15 protein-coding genes are annotated in these 18,096 nt (G+C 57.7%); 13 read left to right on the top strand and 2 right to left on the bottom strand.

Going from position 1 to position 18,096, the window contains the following annotated elements:
- Positions 1 to 428 precede the first annotated feature (428 nt).
- From HPC62_RS19520 to HPC62_RS19460, 13 genes are all read left to right on the top strand, one after another.
- Complete coding sequence (locus HPC62_RS19520) at positions 429 to 863, top strand: Npun_F0494 family protein (protein WP_172358144.1); 435 nt, start codon at positions 429 to 431, stop codon at positions 861 to 863.
- Positions 864 to 1,041: 178 nt separating this feature from the next.
- The gene (gene cobQ, locus HPC62_RS19515; RefSeq protein WP_172358143.1) at positions 1,042 to 2,538 is read left to right on the top strand and encodes a cobyric acid synthase CobQ; all 1,497 of its coding nucleotides are present in this window, start codon (positions 1,042 to 1,044) and stop codon (positions 2,536 to 2,538) included.
- 70 nt (positions 2,539 to 2,608) lie between these two features.
- Positions 2,609 to 2,848, top strand: coding sequence for a 2Fe-2S iron-sulfur cluster-binding protein (locus tag HPC62_RS19510; protein ID WP_172358142.1), 240 nt, complete (start codon positions 2,609 to 2,611; stop codon positions 2,846 to 2,848).
- Positions 2,849 to 2,876: 28 nt separating this feature from the next.
- Complete coding sequence (gene folK, locus HPC62_RS19505; protein WP_172358141.1) at positions 2,877 to 3,401, top strand: 2-amino-4-hydroxy-6-hydroxymethyldihydropteridine diphosphokinase; 525 nt, start codon at positions 2,877 to 2,879, stop codon at positions 3,399 to 3,401.
- Complete coding sequence (locus tag HPC62_RS19500; protein WP_172358140.1) at positions 3,398 to 4,201, top strand: 5-formyltetrahydrofolate cyclo-ligase; 804 nt, start codon at positions 3,398 to 3,400, stop codon at positions 4,199 to 4,201. Before folK ends, HPC62_RS19500 begins: the two co-directional genes overlap by 4 nt.
- A gap of 186 nt (positions 4,202 to 4,387) precedes the next feature.
- Complete coding sequence (locus HPC62_RS19495) at positions 4,388 to 5,716, top strand: methyltransferase domain-containing protein (protein ID WP_172358139.1); 1,329 nt, start codon at positions 4,388 to 4,390, stop codon at positions 5,714 to 5,716.
- Between the two features lie 126 nt (positions 5,717 to 5,842).
- Entirely contained in the window at positions 5,843 to 7,168 is a 1,326-nt protein-coding gene (locus HPC62_RS19490; RefSeq protein WP_216655293.1) for a class I SAM-dependent methyltransferase, read from the top strand.
- A 136-nt stretch (positions 7,169 to 7,304) separates the two neighbouring features.
- Entirely contained in the window at positions 7,305 to 7,787 is a 483-nt protein-coding gene (locus HPC62_RS19485) for a type IV pilin-like G/H family protein (RefSeq protein WP_172358137.1), read from the top strand.
- Between the two features lie 287 nt (positions 7,788 to 8,074).
- Complete coding sequence (locus HPC62_RS19480; RefSeq protein WP_172358136.1) at positions 8,075 to 10,330, top strand: O-linked N-acetylglucosamine transferase, SPINDLY family protein; 2,256 nt, start codon at positions 8,075 to 8,077, stop codon at positions 10,328 to 10,330.
- A gap of 253 nt (positions 10,331 to 10,583) precedes the next feature.
- The gene (locus tag HPC62_RS19475) at positions 10,584 to 11,120 is read left to right on the top strand and encodes a DUF3122 domain-containing protein (protein ID WP_172358135.1); all 537 of its coding nucleotides are present in this window, start codon (positions 10,584 to 10,586) and stop codon (positions 11,118 to 11,120) included.
- 90 nt (positions 11,121 to 11,210) lie between these two features.
- Positions 11,211 to 14,420, top strand: a complete 3,210-nt coding sequence (locus HPC62_RS19470) for a UPF0182 family protein (protein WP_216655292.1) — start codon at positions 11,211 to 11,213, stop codon at positions 14,418 to 14,420.
- A 137-nt stretch (positions 14,421 to 14,557) separates the two neighbouring features.
- A complete protein-coding gene (locus HPC62_RS19465) occupies positions 14,558 to 15,013 on the top strand; it encodes an EVE domain-containing protein (RefSeq protein ID WP_172358134.1) in 456 nt (151 codons plus the stop codon).
- Positions 15,014 to 15,092: 79 nt separating this feature from the next.
- On the top strand, positions 15,093 to 16,004 hold the full coding sequence (locus tag HPC62_RS19460) for an amino acid ABC transporter substrate-binding protein (RefSeq protein ID WP_172358133.1): 912 nt from the start codon (positions 15,093 to 15,095) through the stop codon (positions 16,002 to 16,004).
- On the opposite strand, the gene HPC62_RS19455 is transcribed toward HPC62_RS19460, so the two are convergent.
- Entirely contained in the window at positions 15,937 to 16,716 is a 780-nt protein-coding gene (locus tag HPC62_RS19455; RefSeq protein WP_172358132.1) for an ABC transporter permease, read from the bottom strand. The genes HPC62_RS19460 and HPC62_RS19455 overlap by 68 nt on opposite strands.
- 93 nt (positions 16,717 to 16,809) lie before the next feature.
- A complete protein-coding gene (locus HPC62_RS19450) occupies positions 16,810 to 17,637 on the bottom strand; it encodes an ABC transporter ATP-binding protein (protein ID WP_172358131.1) in 828 nt (275 codons plus the stop codon).
- Between the last annotated feature and the right edge of the window lie 459 nt (positions 17,638 to 18,096).

Genomic DNA, 18,096 nt, shown 5'->3' with positions numbered 1-18,096 from the left:
TACTGGGCTTGAACCCTTGTAGTCATTTCAAGATTGGCAGGACTGGTGAATCGAGTGAATCGGTTTCTTTTGGGCTACAGTGGCGAAACCCTCCAAACTTGCCAGTCCTGTTTTTCTGTTGCTTTCAGGGCAAATTGGGGCATTCTGGAAGTCAGACCGTCGTGCGATCGCCCCGTCCTTTCTATCGGCCCTAGAATAAACAAAGCGTTGTTTGCAAAAGCCACGTTCGAGCCTGGTTCTGGTAGGACGCTCTGGGTTTTGCTAGCCCATCATCCTGCCTGAGTCGTAGACTCGTAGATTTCACGCCCGTTACTGCCCGCCCGTCATCTCACGCAGAGTGCCGCATTCCGACCTTTGTCAGTCTGCCTCGTGTTCTCTTGCTCTGTGTTTCGCCCCTGCCTTTTTTGCGTCTAGCCTTTTTTGCGCCTATGACTGCGATTCAGCCCCCCGACCGCGCTGCGACCCCCGATCAATCTGCTCTAAGGTATCCGCTGTCTACGCTTAAGCGGGCCCGCCGGGCAGTCGCCTGTTCCCCCTTTTTGCTGCCGCTGTTCGCCACGATGCGCCAGGAGGGAGTGTCGCTGAGGGCGATCGCCGGATCATCGGGTGTGCAGCAGCGCTATACTCGCCGCCCGCTGGCGGAACTGGCTGCTGAAGATGCGCTGCTCTGGCTCATCGATGTGGGTGTCCTGCGGCGCGAGGTCGATGGACAGGGACTCACCGATAGCTTTCGGCTTACGCCGTTGGGCCGCATTCTGGTAGACCAGTGGGTCGAGCGCAACTGGATTCCCGCACCAACCCTAGGCGATCGCCTTGCCAATTTGCTATCTCGCTGGTTTCGTCCACCTGCCTGGCTTCAGTAGCTCATTTCTACTCTGAAATTTCCGCCAGTCTTTCAGGTTTTCTTGCTTCATAGGCTGTAAATCAAAACAGCGAGTCAAAACATCTCGAAAGAAACTATCTATTCCTGCGCCCGTACCTGCTTCGCACCTTGCTCATGCACATCGCCCCTGCTCGCCTACGTTCTTTCGGAGGTCTTGGATGAAAGCCATCATGGTGGTGGGAACTGCGTCTCATGTCGGAAAGTCTATGCTGACGGCGGCCCTGTGCCGCATCCTGAGTCGCCGGGGCTGGCGAGTTTCCCCCTTCAAAGGGCAAAACATGGCGCTCAATGCCTACGTTACCGCCACGGGTGGAGAAATTGGTCATGCTCAAGCAGTGCAAGCCTGGGCAGCGGGTGTTGCGCCCCGCGTGGAGATGAACCCTATCTTGCTCAAGCCCCAGGGCGATATGACTTCGCAGGTGGTGCTGAAGGGACGGCCTGTCGGGCGCGTCAGTGCGGCTGACTATTACGCCGAATATTTCGAGCTAGGCTGGCAGGCGATCGAAGAATCTCTGGCGCGGCTGAGCGAAGAATTCGACCTGGTCGTGTGTGAGGGGGCAGGCAGCCCGGTCGAGGTGAACCTGAAAGAGCGTGACCTGACCAATATGCGCGTTGCCACCCACCTCAACGCGCCGACCCTGCTGATTGCCGATATTGAGCGGGGCGGCGTGTTTGCCCAGATTGTCGGCACGCTGGAATTGATGGAGCCAGAGGAGCGTGCCCTGGTGAAAGGCATCATCATTAACAAGTTTCGTGGACAAAAGGCGCTGCTCGACCCCGGACTCACCTGGCTAGAGGAGCGGACGGGCATTCCGGTTCTGGGGGTGATTCCCTGGATGGAGCATTCCTTTCCGGCAGAAGACTCGCTCTCGCTGTTTGATCGGGGGCAACAGAGCGGCGGCAACGAAGTGACGGTCGCTGTGATTCGCCTGCCGCGCATTTCAAACTTTACCGATTTTGACCCGCTAGAGGCGGAACCTACCGTTTCAGTGAAATATATCGGGCTAAAGGATTCCCTGGGCTATCCCGATGCCGTCATCCTGCCAGGTTCCAAAACGACCATTCCCGACCTGATTGCCCTCCAGCGCACTGGGTTGGCTGAGGCGATTCAGAAATACGCTGCTGCGGGCGGAACGGTGTTGGGCATTTGCGGCGGCTATCAAATGATGGGCACGATGCTAGCCGATCCGGAGGGCGTGGAAGGTCAAGAAGGTCGTTACAAGGGGCTGGGTCTGCTGCCGATTAAGACGGTAATTACAGGGCAAAAGGTGGCGCGGCAGCGACAGGTCACGTCTAATTTTCCGCAGGTGGGGCTGCCGGTGCTGGGCTATGAAATTCACCAGGGACGCACCCATCTGGCCGATGCCGACCAAGAGCCGGAGGGGCCCGTGTTCAAGCCGCTGTTTGATGATCGCAATTTGGGCGTGGTGGACTCTACCCAGTCGCTCTGGGGCACTTATCTGCACGGTATTTTCGACAATGGCGCGTGGCGGCGGGCCTGGCTGAACCGACTGCGGCAGCAGCGCGGACTCAAGTCGCTGCCAACGGGTGTCTCCAACTATCGAGAGCAGCGGGAGTCTATGTTAGACTCTCTGGCTGATGCCTTTGAGTCTTACCTGGATTTATCGGCGCTGTCGTCTTATTTGGATGGCTGATCTTTGGTTTGGATAGCTGATCTTTGGATAGCTGATCTGCGTCGCCCATGAGTTTAGACATGATTTAGAAATGAGTGTAGAAGTTCACTTTTTGCCCGACAATGTGACGGTGCAGGCAGACCCCGGCGAGCCGCTGCTGGAGGTGGCGGAACGGGCGGGTGTGATGATTCCTACAGGCTGTTTGATGGGGTCTTGTCATGCTTGCGAAGTGGAGGTGAATGGCGACGAGTCCGTGTGCGCTTGCATTAGTGCAGTTCCCGCTGGGGCGACCCAGCTCACCATCAACCTCTACGTGGATCCCACCTGGTAATTCTCCTGATTACTTTCCATAATTTTCCATGATTGATGAATTTGAGCTGCCGAATGCGGTGCGGGCGGCGATCGCCCTTGGCAGCAACCTGGGTGATTCGATCGCGATTGTCGAGTCGGCCATTGAGGCGATCGCCCGCGTTCCCGGTGTGCAGCTCATCGAGCGATCGCACCTATACAAAACTGCCCCCGTTGGCCCGCCCCAGCCAGACTATATCAACGCCTGCGTGCTGGTCTATACGCTGCTGCCGCCAGACACGCTGCTGAGCGCGCTGCTCGAAATTGAGCGTCAGTTTGGGCGAGTGCGGCGAGAGCGCTGGGGCCCCCGGCTGCTAGATCTTGATCTGCTGCTCTACGGCAACCGCATGGTCAACACGCCCACCCTGCAACTGCCCCATCCCCGGATGCGCGATCGCGCCTTCGTGCTGTGGCCCCTGGCGGAAATCGCGCCCGACTGGGTGGAACCCGTCACCCTCAAAACCATGAAGGCCCTGCGCGACCAGATTGATGGCTCCGGCATCCAAATCATCATCACCTTAGGGCTGAACGGATGACAGGCCCGCCCGCCGATCCAAATGCCCACCCGCCTGCGGTGGAATGGGGCGATCGCCATCCCGCCAAAGCCCACCTGCGGATGCAAGTCTGGCAGACCCTCAAGGACAGCGGCGCAGCCCTCCGCAACCCGGTGTGCCATATTCCCCACTTCGTTGGAGCTGATGCCGCCGCTGCCCAACTGGCCGCGCTTCCCGGCTGGCAGCAGGCCCGGGTCGTCAAGTGCAACCCCGACCGTCCCCAAGCCCCCGTGCGGTTGCGGGCGCTGCAAGACGGCAAGCGCCTCTATATGGCCGTGCCGCGCCTCACCCGCCGCCAGTGTTTCGTCGAACTCGACCCGGCCGACTTGCAGCAGCGGGGCATTCCCCTCAAGCAGGTTGCCGCCATGCGTCAGGCGCTCATCCACGGTCGCCTCGTCCGCTTTGAAGAGATGCAGCCCATCGATCTGGTCGTCGTGGGCAGCGTCGCCGCCACAGCCGCGGGCGGGCGCACGGGCAAGGGCGCGGGCTTCGCCGACCTGGAACTGGCGATGCTGCAACAGTTCAACCTGCTAAAGCCCGATACGCAAATCGTCACCACGATCCACGCGCTGCAACTGGTGGACGCAGCCCAACTGCCCGTAGAGCCGCACGACTGGCCGCTGGACTGGGTGATCACGCCAGAAGGGGCGATCGCCACTCGCCACACATTCCCCAAGCCCGCCGGAATTGACTGGGCCGCCGTCCAGCCCGATCAATACCGCCAGATTCCGATTTTGCGGGCGCTGCGAGAAGATCGGTTGGCCGATCAGGAGTCGGAGTGATGGACGTTGGGTGATTTTGGGATAAAAGGGCGATCGCCCGCGTAGGTCACGCTGCCCAGGTAACTCTGTCTCGTAGATGGGCATACTCATACAGAAGACACAATCGCAAATTCCACAATCCTTCCTATTTCCCTCTTCGTTCTTCCTTCTTCGTTTTTCCCTCTTCCCTCTTCCTTCTTCCCACCCATGCTCTCCCCCGAAGCCCTGGACAAAATCCGCCAGCAATTTGACCATGCGCCCTATCCCCGTGTGCCGCTGGAGCAGTCGCCCAAGGACGATCCAAACTCTCTGTTCAAACACAGCCTGGTGACGGCCTACTACCGTCGCTATGGTCGCGTCATCGACCCACAAGATCGATTGATTTTGGACGCGGGCTGCGGCAGTGGTTACAAGTGCCTGATGCTGGCGGAGGCCAATCCGGGCGCAAAGATTGTCGGCATGGACTTGTCGGAAAAATCCGTAGAGATGACTCAGCAACGGCTGGCGCATCACGGGTTTGATCAGGTAGAGTGCTACGCCGGCCTGATCGAAGACTTGCCCAACCTGGGGATACAGTTCGACTACATCAACTGCGATGAGGTGCTGTATCTGCTGCCCGACCCGCTGACAGGCTTGCAGGCAATGCGATCGGCGCTAAAACCTGACGGCATCTTGCGGGTAAACCTGCACAGCGCCTATCAGCGCCGCCGCTACTATCAGGCGCAAGCCCTGTTTCGGATGCTGGGGCTGATGGACGACAATCCAACGGATTTGGAGGTGGGCCTGGTGCATGAAACCATGAACGCCCTCCAGGATCACGTCGTGCTGAAAACCACCACCTGGCACCCAATTTATGATCAGCAGCCAGAGGGTGTGCTGGTGGATCACCTGCTGGTGGGCGACAAGGGTTACACGATTCCCGATTTGTTTGGGCTGCTGCGCGAGGCGGGGTTGGAGCTGGTCAGCATGGTGAACTGGCTGCACTGGGATTTGCGCGACCTGTTCCAAAATCCTCATGCGCTGCCAGAGCCGTGGGATCAACTGGTGCCCAATTGCTCGATCGAAGACCAGCTTTATTTCTACGAACTGCTGAATCCGGTGCATCGCCTGCTGGATGCCTGGTGCGGCGTTGCCACCGAAGCGGAACCGCCCGACTCGCCCCCAGACCGGACAGTTCAAAACTGGGCGCTGAGCGACTGGCAGCGGGCGACTCTGCACCTGCATCCCCAACTCCGCACCGAGCGAGTGCGTCAGGCACTATTGGCGGCGTGTCAGGCTTCTCAGCCGTTTGAAATAAGTCGCCACCTCAGCCAGGTTTCGCCAACGCCCGTGGTGCTGAGCAGCAGTCAGGCACTCTCGCTGCTGCCGCTGTGGGACGGGCCGCACTCCATCGCGGCGATCGCCCATCAGTATCAGCGCTTCCACCCCGTCCAACTGCCCAGCCTGGAACCGATGACCCCGGATGCTGCCTTGGGGCAAGCGGTTGAACTGATCAAGCGGCTGGAGCGGTGTTTGTTTGTCCTAGTTGAGCTTTAGCGCAATGGCGTGATGCCACGACATCAACGAACAACATTAACGAACAACATCATTAACGAACAACATCAACGCCCCCTTTACTCATCTGAATCATCTGAGCGATTATCCCGTTCCCCCATGACCCCAATGTCCTCTTCTACCCTCGACCAGCTCCGCGCCCAGTTCGACAACGCGCCCTATCCCCGGATTCCGCTCGACCAGTCACCCCTGGCGGACTATGACATGCAGTTTGTGCATAGCATGGTCACGCCCTACTATCTGCGCTATCGGCGAGCAGTGGATACCGTAGGCAAGGTGATCCTGGACGCGGGCTGTGGGACGGGCTATAAGGCGCATCTGCTGGCGATCGCCAATCCCGGTGCCACGATCATCGGCGTTGACCTGTCGGAAGCGTCGGTCAAGCTGGCGCGGCAGCGGCTCGACTATCACCAAATTCCCAACACCGAGTTCTATACGCTGCTGATCGAAGACTTGCCCAGCCTGGGGATGCACTTTGACTACATCAACTGCGATGAGACGCTGTATCTCGTGCCCGATCCGCTGGCAGCATTACAGGCCATGACCAGCGTTCTCAAGCCCGACGGCATCCTGCGGGTCAATCTGCACAGTGCCCTCCAGCGCCATGCGTTTTATCGAGCGCAGGAACTCTTTCGGGCGATCGGGCTGATGAAGCCGGAAACCTCCCAGAGCGAAGCCGTGCAGGTGGTGATCAACACGATGAAAGCCCTAAAGCCAGACGTAGTGCTAAAGCAGCACGCCTGGAAGCCTGAATATGAACGGCCCGAAAGCGACGGCAGCATTTTGGCGAATCATCTGCTGGTGGGCGACAAAGGCTTCACGATTCCCGACGTGTTTGACCTGCTGGGCGCGGCTAATCTGGAATTTCTCAGCATGGTGAACTGGCGACACTGGCAAGTGCCCGACCTGTTTAAGGACGGCGACGACCTGCCCGCGCTATGGGGCATGAGCCTGATGACCGCCGATCCGCCAGCGCAATTACGTATGTATGAACTGCTACATCCGGTCAATCGCCTGATGGATTTTTGGTGTGTGCGGGCGGATGCGGACCCACCGGGGATTCCTGTCGATGCCTGGGATGATGAAGCATGGCAGGAGGCAAGGGTGCATCTGCATCCGGTGTTGCGGGCTGCGCCGATCCGAGAAGCGGCGATCGCCCAGATTGCAGCCAGCCAACCCTTCGAGCTAACCCGCTACATCGACCTGCCTGCAATGGGCCCCGTCTTGCTGACGGCCCTAGAAACCGCCTGCCTGCTGCCCCTCTGGGAGGGCGCTCAGACCGTGGCAGCCCTAGCCCAGCGCTGGCAACAGATCCAGCCCACAGACTGGGCAACGCTGGAGCCACTCAGTGAGAACACGGCATTTGCCAGGGTACAAAATTTGTTGAACCGACTCGATGCGTTTTTATACGTACTCACTGAGTTAGATTCCTGACACTGCAAGGCTTTCAGCCCTTCGGAAAATCCCAGAAAATTTTTGAGACCCCTGATATGAAACTGACGCAAGCTGGGCAAATTAACGCTAGGAGTTAGAAACCCAGTATCCCGCAACCTCAAGGAGACTCTACCCTATGAAGACTGAACTGAAGGCAAAATTTTTGCAGCACCTGATCGACAAGAAAAACGGCGAAGAAGGCTTCACCCTGATCGAACTGCTGGTGGTGATCATCATCATCGGTATCCTATCTGCCATCGCGCTGCCCTCCTTCCTGAACCAAGCCAACAAGGCTCGCCAGTCTGAGGCTCAAACCTACGTCGGCTCTATCAACCGGGGTCAGCAAGCCTACTTCCTGGAGAAGAACACCTTTGGTGCGCTGAGCAACCTGGAACTGGGCATCAGCAACACCAAGAACTACACCTACGCCTCTAGCGCCGCAGGTTCGGGCGCTGCTGCTGTGGCAACCACCACCGCTACCCCGACCGCAACGCTGAAGGGCTACGCTGGCAAGGTGTGGGTTGCGACCGCAAACGATGGTAGCGCCACCACCCTAGCGCTGCTGTGCGAAGGCGGCATTGGTGGCGTCCCCACGATCGCAAATACCGTCTGCCCGTAGGATTTGGATGTAAGCCGGACTGCGATGGAGAGGAGTCAGCCGTAGCGCTGTTTTTCTCTCAACTCGCAACTGGTGCTACGTTCTCTTTTCTTTTATAGAAGGCTGTCGGGAGAAGCTCCTGACAGCCTTTTGTTTTAGAGTGCGTCAGAGTGCGCCAGCGTTTCGATTTTTGCGGGAGGATTGGGTAACCTAATCGAACAGAGAGTCAGCATTGCGATCGCTCTCTAAATCCCTGCAAGTTTGCATCTGCCCCAGCTTTTTCCCTTGCAAGATACCCCCCGATTCCTATGACAGAGCTGACTTTGAGTTCCGAGCCTGTGTCTGATAGCGCCGCCCCTGTCGATTCCAGGCTGCAAGAGGCGATCGCCCTGGTTCGGGCTGAGCGCTATGATGCAGCCGCCGTTGCGCTGGAGCAACTGATCGAGGAAAACGCTGCAATTCCCTCGGCAGTCTGGCATTTGGGCTTGGTGCGGCTGTTGCAAAAACAGGAAGAAGAAGCGCAACTGCTTTGGACAATGATGATGTCTGAGGCAGCGCCAGACCAGCTTGAGCCTTGGACGACAGAGCTATCAAACCTCCTGCACACCGAGGCCCTGCGCCAGCAGCGCAAAGGACAGGCGCAAGCGGCCTGGCTGATTCGCCGCCATCTGCGGGAAGTCAATCCAGCAGACTGGCAAAATGCGCTGCACCTGGTGGAACTTGAGCTAGAGCTAAAGCAGTTCCAGGCAAACAGTCTGGAGGAGTTGGGCTTAATTGAGTGGCTCCGGACGGAGCAGCCCGCCGCCGCAGAGATGGAGCATTTGTCTACCCTCGTCAAGCAACTGCTGGAAACCATCCCCTACGAAACTGCTGTGATTGCCTTGGTGCAGGCATTTATTCCACGAGTGGAGCAGCCAGCCGACTGGATCGATCTGCTGCTGGCGGCAGCCTACAACATTTCTTCCAAGATCATCAACTACAGTCGCGCCATTCCCTATGCGGAACTATGCCATCAGATTGACCCCTATCATTCCGCCACGCTGCTGCGGCTGAGCGCCTATTACCAGGACAGTGAGCAATACGACAAGGGAATCGACTTTGCGGAGCGGTTTTTGGCGGGCACTCAAACAACACTACAGCGCTGGATGGGGACTGCTATGCTGCTGCGGGGGCTGATGATTCGCGGCGGACAGTGGGAACGGGTGACGGCGACGCTGCAAGACATCACGGCGCTTTCAGAAACCTTTCTCGCTGAGTACGAGTTTAAAGACGATCAGCTCTTGGACGCTTCGATCTTAACTGCGTCGATGTACTTTTACCCGTATGTTAGCGATTCGCCCAGAGAGACGCGATCGCTGCAAAATCGAGTGGCCAAGCTCTATCAAGACGATCTCACGGCATCTGTTAAGCAGAAAAGCGATCTTTACATCCCGTATCCGCAAGCGCCGCTGGTGCGGAGCGTCGAGCGCAAAAAGCTGCGAGTAGGATACATCTCGCGCTGTATGCGGGCGCACTCGGTCGGCTGGCTGAGCCGCTGGCTGCTGCATCATCATGACCACGACCGCTTTGACATACACGTTTTGTTTAATCAGCAAATCGAACCAGGGGCCTTTGGGCGCGAATGGTTTGCCAGCAAAGCCGACAGCGCTTACGCCATCGAAGGCGACATTCTGGGCATTGCCAAGACTATTCGTGAAGATGAAATCGACATCCTGGTTGATTTAGATAGCATTACGTCTGATTTGAACATGGGCGTGCTGGCGCTGAAGCCTGCGCCCGTGCAGGTGACGTGGCTGGGGATGGATGCGTCGGGTCTGCCGGCGGTGGATTACTTCATTGCCGATTCCTACGTCGTGCCTGACGATGCCGACGAATACTATGCCGAGACCATCTGGCGTTTGCCGCAGACGTATTTGGCGGTGGACGGCTTTGAGGTGGGTGTGCCGACGCTGCGGCGCGACGATTTGGGCATTCCCAGCGATGCCGTTATTTACCTGAGCGCTCAGATTGCCTACAAGCGCCATCCCGAAACGGTGCGGCGGCAGATGCAAATTTTGCGCGAGGTTCCCAATAGCTACTTTTTAATTAAGGGGGCAGGGGATTCGGAGTCGGTGCGATCGCTGTTTTTACAGATTGCGGAAGAAGAGGGTGTGGCGGGCGATCGCCTCCGTTTCCTCAGCCGCGACAAGACAGAGCTAGACCACCGGGCCAATCTGGCGATCGCCGATGTGGTACTTGACACGTTCCCCTACAACGGCGCAACGACCACGATGGAAACGCTGTGGATGGGCATTCCAATGGTGACGCAGGTGGGCAAACAGTTTGCCAGCCGCAACAGCTACGGCATGATGATGAACGCAGGCATTACCGAAGGCATCGCCCATACGCCGGAAGAGTATGTGGAATGGGGCGTGCGACTGGGCAAGGATGCGAAATTGCGCGAAGAGATTCAGGCCAAATTGCGGCGATCGCGCCAGACCTCGCCGCTGTGGAATGCCCGCCAGTTTACCCGCGACATGGAACGCGCCTACGAGCAGATGTGGGAACGGTATTTGGAAGGCTGAGGGAGGGGAGGGGGTTGGTGGAAAAGGGAAGAAGGAAGAGGGAAGAAGGAAGAGCGAAGAGCGAAAGCGAAGAACGAAGAAGGAAGAGCGAAGAGCGAAGAAGGAAGAACGAAGAAGGAAGAGCGAAGAGCGAAGAAGGAAGAACGAAAATCTGAAATCTAAAATCGAGATTCCGTTGTTGGGAGAATTCATGAACGGCGGCATCAATCCCCCCGGAATCTCCGGCTCCCTGCTATATAAGAACCAGAGCATCATGCAAGGTTGGCTTATGGAAATTCAACGGCTGGGGCGTTGGGGTCTGGTTCTGTTGTGCGGCGTAGTGCTGTGGTTGGGGTGGGCGTTGCCTGCGATTGCCCTGATTCATCCCTATCTGGAGGGTGGGGGGCAGGTGATGGTGCGATCGCTCCAAACGCTGCGAGACGAGTCGGATCATGCGTGGCAGGCGGTGCTGTTTAAGCGGGTGCGCGATGGACAGGTCGTGGATTTTCGGCTGCGGCTGGTGGGCTATCCAGGGGCGGCCTACTTGGCCCATGCCCAGCCGCTCAGCATTTCCACCGGGAGCGGTGAACAGTGGACTGCTCCCGATGTCTTTGGCACGTCTCGCCTGAATGATGATTTGGCAGGAAATGTTGGCGAGTACGATTTTCGAGACACAATGTTACGCTTGCAAACCGACATGCCCCTGCGGTTGGCGCTACCGTTAGAAGAGGGGCGATCGCTCGAATTGACGATTCCTCCCTTTGCCGTCCGCGAATGGCGACAACTCCTCGACTGGCAGCATGAGGATTAGTTCAAGACTAGGATTCCACCCCAGGATTCTGGTCGAGTCTTCTGACACCCGATCCCTTGCTGCCTCTCTCGGTTCTCCCGCTTCTTTCCTATGCCCCTTCCCTGCTGGCTCCGACTCCCGCGCCGTTATGCCATCCCGCTAGCCGGGGTGGGAGGTCTGCTGCTGCTCGATTTGCTGCGGCTGCTGGTTGCAGAGGGGCTGTGGTTTCAGCGGGTGGAGCATCTGCGGGTGTTTTGGCTGCGGCTGGGTGTGCAGGGAGGGCTGGGGCTGCTGGGGTTTGGGCTGAGCCTGGTGTTTCTGTGGGGAAATTTGGCGATCGCCCATCGACATTCTGACCCACACCTGAACCTGACTGCGATTCCCCGGTTTGGGGGGCTGCGGCTGCGTCCACTGGCGGTGCTGGTGTCGGGCATCAGCCTGTTGATGAGTGCGGCGCTGGCCTATCACGCGGGCGTGGCGATTAGCCACTGGCGGCCAGCCCTCAGCGTCTATACCCCTGCCGTCCAAGTCCCAGTGCGATTTCGCGCTGAGGTGCTAGGGCAACTGTTGATTCAGAGCTTTCAGCAGCCGTGGTTGGCGCTGATGATTCTGGGGCTGGCGGTGGGGCTGCTGGTGTATCCGCGAGTGCTGCTGTGGGGCTGGGCGCTGCTCACCAGTCTGGGCTTTGGGCTGGTGCTGTCGGAATATTGGGCCAAACTGCTGCTCGCCGCTTCGCCCACGCCCTTTGACCGAGCCGATCCGCTGTTTGGTCAAGATATTGGCTTTTATGTGTTTCGGTTGCCTGCGCTGGAGTTGCTGTCCTATTGGGCGATGGGGCTGACGCTGCTGGGGCTGCTGTCGGTGGTGCTGGTCTATTTGCTGGCGGGCGACAGCCTCAGCGAGGGGAAATTTTTGGGCTGGTCGCTGCCGCAGTTGCGTCATCTCTGTGGGCTGGGTGGGGTGCTGATGCTGGCGATCGCCCTGGCTCACTGGCTCAATCGCTACGGGCTGCTGTATTCCACCAGCGGCGTGGCCTACGGGGCTGGCTTTACCAATGTCCATGTGCGGCTGCCGATTCACAGCATCTTAGCAGTGGCGGCGCTGGTGTTGGGGGTGATTTTGCTGTGGCAGGCGATCGCCTCGCAGCGCTGGCGGGCGGTTCCGGCGGTGTCGGCTGCGCCGCTGCGGGGGGCGGCCAGTCTGCCGAATCGGGGCTTTGTTTCTCGAACCGCAGCGACACCAGGGTTGCCACCGTTCGCTTCGCAGTCTCGCGGTCGCGTCCCATCGGCTTCGGCGGATTCTGCTCTATCGCTCCGGGGCTGGCGATCGCGCGAAGAGCGAATTGCAGAATATGCCCAGTGGTCGGGGGCTGCGGTTGATTTGCCGCTGCGCTCTGGGCTGGGGGCGGAGGAAACCGTGGCGCTGCTGCCGCGTCGAGTGCCGCCGCTGTTTTGGGGGCCGATGCTGCATCTGGCTGTTGCGGCGATCGCCACGACGCTGATTCCTTTTGTAGTGCAAAGCTTCGTTGTGCAGCCCAACGAACTGGCGCTGGAAACGCCTTACATTCAGCGCACCATCGCCCTCACGCGAGATGCGTTTAACCTACAGGTCATTCAGGACGATATCTTTGACCCCCAGACCGACCTGACGCGGGAGGATCTGCAAGCTAACAACCTCACCATCGACAACATCCGCCTATGGGACTCGCGCCCGCTGCTGGAGACGAACCGCCAGCTTCAGCGCATCCGCCCCTACTACGAATTTCCCGATGCCGACCTCGACCGTTACCAGCTGCCGACCACTCAGGGCACGATTGGCCTACGGCAAGTCCTGATCGCGGCCCGCGAACTGGACTATAGCGGCGTGCCCGCCGATGCCCAAACCTGGGTAAACCAACACCTCATTTACACCCACGGCTATGGCTTTACGGTCAGCCCAGTGAACACCGCCGATGAGGGTGGCTTACCCAGCTACTTTGTCGAAGGCGTGGAGCAAGTTGTAAGCGATCCGCGCATTCCTGCCCTGCTGCCGACCGACAATCCCCGCATTTATTTTGGCGAACTGACCAATAACTTCGTGCTGACGCGCACTCGCGCCCTAGAGTTGGACTATCCCAGCGGCGGCGAAAACGTCTACAACACCTACAGCGGCAGTGGCGGCATCCCCATCGGGTCTTATTGGCGGCGACTGCTGTTTGCGCGGCATCTCAACGACTGGCGAATGCTGTTTAGCGACCAGTTGACGGGAGAATCGCAGTTGCTCTATCGCCGCAATATCGTCAAGCGGGTGCAGGCGATCGCCCCCTTCCTGCGGTTTGACCGTGACCCCTACCCGGTCGCAGTTGAACTAGATGAAAAGATTAGCAACACCGACTCGCCGCCCAGTTCGCTGTACTGGGTTATTGATGCCTACACGACGAGCGATCGCTACCCCTATTCCGACCCGCGCAACAACGATTTCAACTACATTCGCAACTCCGTCAAGATTGTCGTCGATGCCTACAACGGCAGCGTCACCTTCTATATTGCCGACCCCAGCGACCCGATCATCCAGTCCTGGAGCCGTCTGCTGCCTCAGATGTTCCGCCCGTTCGACTCCATGCCCCCGGCTCTCCGCAATCACATTCGCTATCCGCAGGACTACTATCAGGTGCAGTCGAACCAGCTCATGACTTACCACATGACTGATCCGCAAATCTTCTACAACCGCGAAGACGAATGGCGCGAACCGAATGAAATTTACGCTAACGAGTCGCAAATTGTTGCGCCCTATTACCTGATTACCAAGCTGCCCATCGCCGATGCGGAAGAATTTGTTCTGCTGCGCCTCTTCACGCCGTCCCAGCGCACAAACCTGATTGGCTGGCTGGCGGCTCGCTCCGATGGTGAAAATTATGGCAAAGTGCTGCTCTATCGCTTCCCCAAGCAGCGGCTGATCTTTGGCCCAGAGCAAATCGAAGCCCGCATTAACCAAGATCCGCTGATTTCTCAGCAGATTTCGCTGTGGAATCGGCAGGGTTCGCGGGCGATCCAGGGTAATCTGCTAGTGATCCCCGTGGAGGACTCGTTGCTCTATGTCGAGCCGCTGTACCTCCAGGCAGATCAAAACCGTCTGCCCACCCTCACAAGGGTCATCGTGGCCTATGGAAACCGCATCGTTATGGCGGAAACGCTCCAGCAGGCCCTCGATGCCATCTTTGCAGAGGCTCCGGTGGATGGGACTCCTGCCGATGGCACTGTTGACGCGAATCCTGAAGCACCCCCCAATGGAACCATCGTGCGGCCGCTGCCGGAGACTGGGGTAGAGGGGGCGTTGCCGTGAGGGAGCGTTGCTGTCGGGGAGCGTTGCCGTGGGGGAGCGTTGCAGTCATGAAGGGTCAAAGCATTGCGGGAATACGCTTTTTCCCTGCTTTGCATTCCCCTAACCCCTAACCCGTAACCCCTGACCTCGAACCACTGATGCGCTATTGGCTGATGAAATCGGAACCAGATGTGTATAGCATTGAAGACCTGGAGCGCGATCGCCAGACGATTTGGGATGGCGTGCGAAACTATCAGGCGCGAAATTTCTTGCGATCAATGGAGGTGGGCGATCGCGCGTTTTTCTATCACTCCAACGCCACGCCGCCGGGAATTGTGGGGCTGATGCAGGTGTCGCAGCCGGATATCGTAGACCCGACGCAGTTTGACCCCAAGAGCAAGTATTACGATGCCAAGTCGCCGCAGGACAATCCCCGCTGGCGCACGGTGCAGGTCGAGTTTGTGGAGCAGTTTCCTCAGATAGTGACGCTGGAACAACTGCGGCAAACCTTTTCGTCAGAGGAACTGCTGGTGGTGCGCCAGGGCAATCGCCTATCGGTGATGCCGGTAGACGAGGCGGTTGCCCAGAAAATTTTGAAGCTGGCGAAAGGTTGAGGATTGGAGTAAGGTTGAGGATTGGAGTTAGGAGAGGCGGATGTCTCGAAACAAACGCAGGACTGCGAGGCGGGGTAGATTGGCGAGCTTGGGGCTGCTGCTGTGGCTGGGGATGCTGGCTCCCGCTTGGGCAGAGGCGCGTCTGGAGAAAATTCAGCGGACGGGCGTGCTGAGGGCGGGGGTTCGTACGGATGCTGCACCGTTTGGCACGCTGGATGAGTCGGGCGAACCGATGGGATATTCGGTTGACCTGCTGCGGCGAATGCAGGCGGATTTGTCTCGCAGCTTGGGGCAGAGGATTCAGCTAGAACTGGTGCCTACGACGGCAGCAGAGCAGTTTGCCCAGGTTAGCCAGGGCGCATTGGACGTAGCCTGTGGCACAAGCAGCATTACCCTCAGCCGCGAGTCGATGGTGGATTTTTCGGTCGGCTATTTCGTGACAGGGACGCAGTTTTTGCTGGCGCGGGGGCAGGGGCTTTCGGGCAATCGGTTACGAGTTGGCGGCGTATCGGGCACAACTAACGCAGAGCTAATTCGCAGGCGGCTGCCGCTGGCGCGAATTGTGTCCGTGGGCGATCGCGCTGAGGGGCTGTCTTTGCTACAACAGGGACGGATTGACGCGCTGGCCAGCGACGGCATCTTGCTGGAGGGATTGCGGCGATCGCTCCCCGATCCCGACGCTTATGAAGTCATTCCTCCCCAGCCTTTTAGCCGCGAGGTGTATGGTTGTCTGTTACCCAAACAGGATCTGCCGTTTCGTGCCCAGGTGAATCAAAGCCTGATTCGCTTTATGCAAGGCGTGCTGACGGGAGAAACGACAGCGACACAGTCGCTTGAGCGCTGGTTTGGGCCGCAGGGCGCTGTTCCCTGGGAGACGACGGACACCGTGACCCATTTTCGGCAGGTGGTCGAGCAGCACCGATCTAACGGGCCCAGTAGATTAGGTATTTTTCAGCCGCCGCGAAGAATCCGTAGAGCGCAGTCCCCATAATTGCCAGCACCATCAGACCCGCAAACCCCAGTGGTACGTCAAAGTTGGAACTGGCGGTGACAATGAGGTAGCCAATGCCCTTGTTGGAAGCGACAGTTTCCGAAATCACTGCCCCCACAAACGCCAGCGAAATTGCCACCTTCAGCGATGCAAAGACATAGGGCATGACGTGGGGAAAGCCGATTTTCTGAAAAATCTCGAGCTGAGATGCGCCGAGCGATCGCATCACGTCCTTCATCTCTGGTTCCACCGTATCCAGCCCCAGCGCCACGTTGACCGCAATTGGGAAGAATGCCAGCAGGAACGCTGTGAGGATGGCCGGAATCGTGCCAATTCCAAACCACAGCGCAAATAGCGGAACAAGCGCCACCTTAGGAATGGTATTGAACCCAACCAGCAGCGGGTACAGCACAATGTATGCCAGCCGCGAATAGCCAATCATGAAACCGAGAATCACACCCGCCAGAATCGCCAGCAGAAACCCTGCCAAGGTCGTGAACAGCGTTTGCATAGAATTCTCCCACAAAGCCGAACTGCGGGCGATCGCCGATTGCAAAATTGCAGACGGGGCTGGCAGATTGTAGCTGGGAATATTGAACAACCGCACCATCAGCTCCCAAAACACAAACAGCAGCACGGTTGCCACCGCTGGAAATATAATGCTGGCAGATTTGGTACGAGAGAATTTTTCAAGGCGATCGAACGTAGTCATGATAACCAGAAGAATGGTAAAAGCAGGGATTGCGGAGGCAAAGCGGAATATAAAGCAGAATAGAAAAATGAGAATAGAAAAAATGATGCTGCGCTAGTTGCGATGAATGTGGCGACGCAGGTCGGCCACAATGTGGTTAAAGTCGTCCGATAGCATCATGTCTGGCGTAGTGGGGCGCGGCAGCGATACGTCCACTTTGTAAATAATCGAGCTAGGTCGCGGCCCCATGACATACACCGTGTCAGACAAAAACACCGCTTCTCGCAGGTCGTGGGTAATCAAAATGCAGGTGCAGCGATTGTGCATCCATAGCTCTTGCAGCATCACCCACATCTCTTCACGAGTGAAGGCATCCAGCGCCCCAAACGGCTCATCGAGCAGCAAAATTTCAGGTTTGTGAATCAGCGCCCGACATAGCGAAGCCCGCTGGCGCATTCCACCCGACAACTGCCAGGGATACTGCTTCGCAAAGTCCTTCAGCCCCACCGTAGCCAGCAGCTCTTCCGCAGCGCGAGCGTGGATTGCCTTGCGGCTGGGATTGCGAATTTCTTGCTTATACGGCTCCACTACCTCCAGCGGCAGCATCACGTTTGCCAGCGTATTGCGCCAGGGCATTAGCACCGGGTTTTGAAAGGCAATGCCAACGTTTTTCAGCGGTTGGGTAATCTTTTTTCCGCGAAATCGGATTTCTCCCAGGGGCGCGGGCGATAGACCCGACACCATCCGCAGAATCGATGTTTTGCCGCAGCCGCTCGGCCCGACAAACGACACAAACTCGCCCTCGGCAATGTTCAGCGAAATCTCGTCGATAATGCGTCGCGGATTGCCATCGACTTGGTATTGCAGACCAATGCGATCGAACTCCAGAATGACAGGCTTGTCGGTTTTTGCAGCGCTGTCGATTGTTTCGGATTGAACCATGATGAGAAAACCCTTGACGCATTCAAGATGCCCTCCATTTGGGCAGCTAAGCAGGAAGGGATTCTGTAGTTCTTGACACAAAACCTGGGAATTAAGGCAAAGAGTTTTTAAGACGGTAGTTTTGCCAGTTTTGACAAGGTTCTTAATGAATTTTCAAAAGTTGGCGATCGCAAATTGTAGCCTGGGTCACGTTTCGCCGCTTCGGATGTGTATACAGTACACCTTACGCTGAACCAAACTAAGCCAAGGGCACTGCTCACCTGCGCCCTTCCAGCAGTGTCCTCATTAGGTTTGCTGAGTATTGATTTTGCGCTGTTTCGCCTGCTATCGCTTAAATGATTTGTTGAGCTGAACTGAATCTGTGCAGGCAATCTGTGCAGGCAATGCGCTTAACTTTTCAGGACTGATGCAGGATTCTCGACAGCGCAAGCTCAGTTGTTGAGGTAGGTTCAGCGTTGC

Origin of the sequence: Thermoleptolyngbya sichuanensis A183 (genome assembly GCF_013177315.1) — a bacterium.
Lineage (GTDB): Bacteria > Cyanobacteriota > Cyanobacteriia > Elainellales > Elainellaceae > Thermoleptolyngbya > Thermoleptolyngbya sichuanensis.
The sequence above is the reverse complement of the archived record's forward strand: the minus strand, read 5'-3'. Positions and strand labels throughout refer to the sequence as shown.

Bases quoted from the DNA above. Each gene is read 5' to 3' on its own strand.
- HPC62_RS19520 (WP_172358144.1), top strand. From the start codon at position 429: ATGACTGCGATTCAGCCCCCCGACCGCGCTGCGACCCCCGATCAATCT.
- cobQ (WP_172358143.1), top strand. From the start codon at position 1,042: ATGAAAGCCATCATGGTGGTGGGAACTGCGTCTCATGTCGGAAAGTCT.
- HPC62_RS19510 (WP_172358142.1), top strand. From the start codon at position 2,609: ATGAGTGTAGAAGTTCACTTTTTGCCCGACAATGTGACGGTGCAGGCA.
- folK (WP_172358141.1), top strand. From the start codon at position 2,877: ATGATTGATGAATTTGAGCTGCCGAATGCGGTGCGGGCGGCGATCGCC.
- HPC62_RS19500 (WP_172358140.1), top strand. From the start codon at position 3,398: ATGACAGGCCCGCCCGCCGATCCAAATGCCCACCCGCCTGCGGTGGAA.
- HPC62_RS19495 (WP_172358139.1), top strand. From the start codon at position 4,388: ATGCTCTCCCCCGAAGCCCTGGACAAAATCCGCCAGCAATTTGACCAT.
- HPC62_RS19490 (WP_216655293.1), top strand. From the start codon at position 5,843: ATGTCCTCTTCTACCCTCGACCAGCTCCGCGCCCAGTTCGACAACGCG.
- HPC62_RS19485 (WP_172358137.1), top strand. From the start codon at position 7,305: ATGAAGACTGAACTGAAGGCAAAATTTTTGCAGCACCTGATCGACAAG.
- HPC62_RS19480 (WP_172358136.1), top strand. From the start codon at position 8,075: ATGACAGAGCTGACTTTGAGTTCCGAGCCTGTGTCTGATAGCGCCGCC.
- HPC62_RS19475 (WP_172358135.1), top strand. From the start codon at position 10,584: ATGCAAGGTTGGCTTATGGAAATTCAACGGCTGGGGCGTTGGGGTCTG.
- HPC62_RS19470 (WP_216655292.1), top strand. From the start codon at position 11,211: ATGCCCCTTCCCTGCTGGCTCCGACTCCCGCGCCGTTATGCCATCCCG.
- HPC62_RS19465 (WP_172358134.1), top strand. From the start codon at position 14,558: ATGCGCTATTGGCTGATGAAATCGGAACCAGATGTGTATAGCATTGAA.
- HPC62_RS19455 (WP_172358132.1), bottom strand. From the start codon at position 16,716: ATGACTACGTTCGATCGCCTTGAAAAATTCTCTCGTACCAAATCTGCC.
- HPC62_RS19450 (WP_172358131.1), bottom strand. From the start codon at position 17,637: ATGGTTCAATCCGAAACAATCGACAGCGCTGCAAAAACCGACAAGCCT.